This is a genomic window from Kocuria sp. (assembly GCF_030536815.1).
GTDB classification, from domain to species: Bacteria; Actinomycetota; Actinomycetes; order Actinomycetales; family Micrococcaceae; genus Kocuria; species Kocuria gwangalliensis.
Genome location: NZ_JAUNPE010000148.1, coordinates 1 through 5,247 on the forward strand (window position 1 = coordinate 1; position 5,247 = coordinate 5,247).

A 5,247-nucleotide genomic window follows, 5' to 3' on the forward strand; every position below is an offset into this window, starting at 1 on the left:
TCACCGACGAGCGCAAAGCCTCCATGGACTTCTCCAAGCCGTACTTCAATGACGAGATCGGCCTGTTGACCACCAAGGATTCCGGCATCACCGGCTTCGACTCCATTGGCGACACCTCCGTGGGAGCACAGCAAGCCACCTCCGGTGAGAAGTTCGCCCAGGAAAAGGGTGCCACCGTGCAGCAGTTCGAGGACGTGGAGCTCATGTTCCAGTCCCTGGAGACCGGCGGCGTGAAGGCCGTGTCCGGTAACATCTCCACGCTGGGCAACCGCGCCGAGGAGAACGAGAACCTCGAAATCGTGGAGACCGTGGACACCGGCGAGAACCTGGGTGTGGCCGTGAAGAAGGGCAACACCGAGCTTCTCGATTCCGTGAACCAGACCCTGGACCGCCTCAACGAGGACGGCACCATGGACAAGATGCGCGAAGAGTGGATCGGTCTCTGACCCGGCAAACCACCGATGCCGGAAACCGATGTGATCTGCAACGTGTGCCGGGCGAGTCTCTCGCCCGGCACACCCGTTGCCGGCGCACCGCGAGATGATTGAACAAGAAATTCTGTGAGGACGTTTGTGATGACTGAGGGAGAAAACTGATGGCCATGACCACCCGGCAGCGCGCCAAGCTGTCGCGGGGCATCCAGTACGCCGTGCTGATACTGGTGTTGATCGCCCTGGTCGTTCTCGCGGACTGGCACATTCTGTACGAACGAGTGTTCAACCCCGCGGTGATTGCGGATCAGTTCCCCGGGATCATCACCGTTGCCCTGAAGAACACGCTCATTTACACGGCCCTCGGTTTCGTGGTGGGGCTGAGCCTGGGCGTGATTCTGGCCCTCATGAAACTCTCCTCCGTGGCACCGTACCGGTGGATCGCGACCCTTTACATCGAGTTCTTCCGCGGCGTCCCCGCACTGTTGGTGTTCCTGGCTCTGGGTTACGGCATCCCCTTGGCGTTCGGCTTCCGGTTCAATCACTACGTGACCGTGATGATCGCCCTGGGTGTGGTGGCAGCGGCCTACATCGCGGAGTCCCTGCGCGCCGGCCTGCAGGCGGTTCCCGCGGGCCAGTACGAAGCCGCCCGATCCCTGGGCATGTCCCACACCCGCGCCATGGTGACCATTGTCATCCCCCAAGCGCTGCGCATTGTGTTGCCGCCACTGACCAACGAGGTCATCCTGCTGACCAAGGACTCCTCCCTGGTCTATCTGCTGGGCATGGGATTGGCCCAGTACGAACTCACCAAGTTCGGCCGCGAGGGCATTTCCGGCGCCGGTGCGGGCCTGACTCCGCTGGTCGCGGCGGGTATCTGCTACCTGATCATCACCGTGCCGCTGGGTATCCTGTCCCGCCGCTTTGAAACCAAGACCGACCGCGTCAAGAAGTCCTCCTAGGAGCCACGGTGTCCACATCTGCAACCGAAAACACTCAGGCGACCCCCGGATCCCAAGCACCCGCCGTGTCCGTGCGCGGGCTCAACAAGGCCTACGGCGACCTCGAGGTGCTGCGCGGCATCGACCTGACCGTTCACCCCGGTGAAGTGGTGTGTTTGATCGGGCCCTCCGGTTCCGGGAAGTCCACCCTGCTGCGCTGCCTCAACCTGCTGGAAGAACCGCAGTCCGGTGACATCACGGTCAGCGGCTTTGACGTGACCGACCCGGACATCGACGTGGACGCCATGCGCCGCAACGTGGGCATGGTGTTCCAGCAGTTCAACCTGTTCCCGCACCTGACCGTGCTGGAGAACTGCACCGTGTCCCAGGTCAAGGTGCTCAAGCGCTCCAAGGCCGAGGCCGAGCAGACCGCAATGACCAACCTGGAACGCGTGGGTCTCGTGGAGAAGGCGCAGCAGCGCCCCGGGCAGCTCTCCGGTGGTCAGCAGCAGCGCGTGGCCATTGCCCGTGCGCTGTCCATGAACCCGGACCTGATGCTCTTCGACGAGCCCACCTCCGCGCTGGACCCGGAAACCGTAGGCGATGTGCTGGCCATCATGCGCACCCTCGCCAACGAGGGCATGACCATGCTCGTGGTGACCCACGAGATGTCCTTTGCCCGCGACGTCGCCGATCGCGTGGTCTTCATGGACGGAGGCGTGGTGGTCGAGGAAGGCCCAGCCCGCGAGGTCATCGGCTCCCCCAAACACGAACGCACCCGGTCATTCCTCTCCCGCGTGCTCAACCCCACCAAGGTGGATACGCCGGAGTAGGCGCTGTCGCTGGACCCGGGGGGGTTGCCAGGACCGGCAATCGCACGTGAGGGGCCGTTAGAACCTCTTCTCGCCGGCGGGAGGGTTCTAACGACCCCTCACGTGCTGCAGTGGGCTTTGGCTGCGCCTGGCGCGTGCAGGATCCAAGTGATGGAACAGCCACTGCAAGAGTTCCATGCGTCGCTTGGGATCCCTGAGGTCGTCGAGGACCACCACGCGGACCTGCCACCCATGATCCCGAAGGCGTTGGATCCGATAGTTCTCATCCCCGTACGCCTGTCCGTTCTCCCAGTGTGGGCGCCCGTTGTATTCCAGGGCGACCATGTCCGCCGGCCAGGCAAGGTCCGGATACACCCATCTGCCGTCCATCATGACCGGGTGATTGGTCTCCATGGGCTGTAGTCCGCAGGTGAGCAGCACTAGGCGGAGCAGGGTTTCCATCGCAGAGATCGTGGGCCCCTGAGCGAGTTTCAGGGCCTGCCGAACCCGCACCATGTTCTGGGCCCGCGGCGGCAGCTGAGCGAGTAGCTCCGCCACGTGATCCACAGCAAGCGGTTGGATCACCGTGCGCCCTTCGGCCACGACCCGTAGGGAAATCATTGCATCCAAGCACGCGGTGATGCGCCACAGGGGAAGGACCGGAGCCGCGGCCACGAGTGCCTCCAACGGGTGGGTCAGCGGACAATCCCACGGACCCACGATCCCCGGCAGCCCCAGCGACTTGGATACGCGCGTCAGTCTCTGACTCGATGCCAGCCTCGTGCCGTTCCACGCTAAGTGTGTCGTGTGTGATCGCGCCTCGTACTCCCTGGCCCGTGGTGCGGAGGCGTGGCCCAAGAGGCGTTGTTCCCAGCCGTAGGCGTGATGGACGGGGAGGTTCAACATGTCGAGGGCCGTCAGTCCGGTCACCGCCACCTGACCTCGGTGCCGTTCCAGGTGATCCCGCAGCAGAACCGATCGCTGCTGAACACTCAGCGGTTCAGCGCTCCGAACCCACGCTCCCCTGGCCAGTTGCCGCATGTACGGTCTGCGTCGTAGATCCCGCGGTCGCCGTTCCCATTCCCGGGCGCTCAGCAGGGTGAGTTTTGGTCCGAGGTCCATTGCTTCGAGAGTTCGCATGGGAGGGACCCTAGAAGTTCTCGACGCCGCTCGGTCGCCGTCGTTGCAGACCAAGCCGTTTACTCACCCCGGGTGTTGCCAACCGGGCCCCTGTGGAGGGCGCTCCGCGCGGTGACCGGCTCTGCGACCCGGAGGGCGCCCATTTGCGGGGCCCGATGTGACCCGATGCGGCCCTCATCTGCGCGGCAGAGGCACGGTGGGCGAACGCAGGCTACGCACGACAGGGGCCGGTAGCGCCGTCGAACCCACCTCAGGTGAGGGTAGGACCCTTCCCCACCAGACAAAAGGTTCCACCGGCCCCTCAGATGTGCGGTACGGCCCTAACGGCACCTGAAGTGGCGGAGCATATCGGTGGAGCACGGCCGCGTGGACGCCAGGCATGCGGAGAGCACAAACGCAGGGTGCCGCTGCTCGCAGTGAGCAACGGCACCCTTGGTGTTTCTATGTTTCCCGAGGCAGTCGGGGTCAGCGCGCCAGGTCGCCGGCCGACTGTCGTTCCCGGAACATCAGTTCAGGACGGTCGAGGGAGTATTGGCGTCCTGGTTTTCGGAAGACTCCAGGATTTCCTCTGCCTTTTCCTTGGCGGCTTCCACAGCCTTCTGGCGGGGAACCAATACGGTCACGAGTGCGCCGAACAGTGCCACACCACCGAAGATGTAGAACGCGGTGGCGCCACCCAGACCGGCTGCAACCAGCCAGCCACCGATGAGCGGGCCGAAGATGCCGCCCAGTCGGCCGAAGCCGGAGCACCAGGCCACACCGGCTGCACGAGCGTTGGTGGTGAAGTAGTTGGAGGTGAAGCCGTAAATCAGCACCTGGGTACCCAGGGTGCCCACACCGGCCACGGCAATGAACATGAACAGCACCGGCAACGGGAAGTGGAAGGTCATCAGCACCAGCGTGATGGCTGCGATCACAAAGGTGGTGGAGACGATGAACTGGGGTCCGCGGCGGTCGGCCAGCTTGGAGGCCACCACACCACCGATCACAGCGCCGGAGTTGAGCACCAGCAGGAATGCCAGCGAGTAGGTCTTGCCGTAGCCGTAGCTCTCCATGATCTTGGGGAGCCAGGTGTTGAGGCCGTAGGTCAGCAGCAGGCCGGAGAAGGACATGAAGCCCAGGAGGATTGCACCCACGCGGAACTGCGAGGAGAACACGGCACCGAAGCCGGTCTTGGCGGGAGTAGCGCCGGCCTTCTGAACGACGACCTCCTCCAGCAAGGGCGTGCCGGTCTTGAGGGAAAGCGCCTCGGCCTCTTCGCGGCGGCCGCGGGAGAGCAACCAGCGCGGGGACTCGGGGAGCTTGAAGAACGCAATGGGCAACAGGAACAGGATGGGAGTCGCGCCGATCATGAACAGACCGCGCCAGCCCAAGGGCTCAAGAAGGATCATGCCCAGCAGCGCGGCGAGCACGCCACCGGCGGGGATACCCGAGTACACAACGGCGTTGTAGAAGTTACGGCGCCCGGCGGGAGCGAACTCCGCAATGGTCGCACCGGCCGTGGCGAGGATCGCACCCAGACCGATACCGGTGATCAAGCGCAAAGCACCGAACGCGAAGATCGAGGTGGAGAGCGAGGTCACGAACATGCCGATGGAGAACCAGGCGATGCCGACCAGGATGATGCGACGGCGGCCCACGTAGTCGCCGATGGAACCGCAGATCAGGGCGCCGATGAGCACACCGATCAGAGCGTAGGAACCCAGGGTTCCCGCGGTGGCGGCGTCAAGTGCGCCGATGTGGGAGGGATCTGCCATCAATGTGGTGAGGACGGTCCCGTAAATGGTGAGGTCGAAACCGTCGAAAATCAGTGCGGCGCAGGCGATACCGGCGACCCAGGCGGCGGTCCTCGCCTCTTTTCGCGGGTTCGCGGCAACGAGTGTGTTGCTCATGGTGGTGGTCCTCTCGGATCAAAGATCTTCC

The 5,247-nt window shown here is 64.1% G+C and carries 5 protein-coding genes; 3 read left to right on the plus strand and 2 right to left on the minus strand.

What is annotated here, in order from left to right:
• From Q4E95_RS10920 to Q4E95_RS10930, 3 genes are all read left to right on the plus strand, one after another.
• Window positions 1-446: ABC transporter substrate-binding protein (locus tag Q4E95_RS10920; protein ID WP_303383336.1), on the plus strand; the 446-nt coding region annotated here is incomplete at its 5' end.
• A gap of 149 nt (window positions 447-595) precedes the next feature.
• On the plus strand, window positions 596-1,393 hold the full coding sequence (locus Q4E95_RS10925; RefSeq protein ID WP_303383337.1) for an amino acid ABC transporter permease: 798 nt from the start codon (window positions 596-598) through the stop codon (window positions 1,391-1,393).
• Between the two features lie 8 nt (window positions 1,394-1,401).
• The gene (locus Q4E95_RS10930) at window positions 1,402-2,205 is read left to right on the plus strand and encodes an amino acid ABC transporter ATP-binding protein (protein ID WP_303383338.1); all 804 of its coding nucleotides are present in this window, start codon (window positions 1,402-1,404) and stop codon (window positions 2,203-2,205) included.
• Window positions 2,206-2,292: 87 nt separating this feature from the next.
• Here the strand turns inward: Q4E95_RS10930 and Q4E95_RS10935 are convergent, their stop codons facing one another.
• Together Q4E95_RS10935 and Q4E95_RS10940 are read right to left on the minus strand one after the other, a co-directional pair.
• Entirely contained in the window at window positions 2,293-3,324 is a 1,032-nt protein-coding gene (locus Q4E95_RS10935) for a hypothetical protein (protein WP_303383339.1), read from the minus strand.
• A gap of 506 nt (window positions 3,325-3,830) precedes the next feature.
• Window positions 3,831-5,216: an aromatic acid/H+ symport family MFS transporter gene (locus Q4E95_RS10940; protein ID WP_303383340.1), complete on the minus strand. Its 1,386-nt coding sequence runs from the start codon at window positions 5,214-5,216 to the stop codon at window positions 3,831-3,833.
• Between the last annotated feature and the right edge of the window lie 31 nt (window positions 5,217-5,247).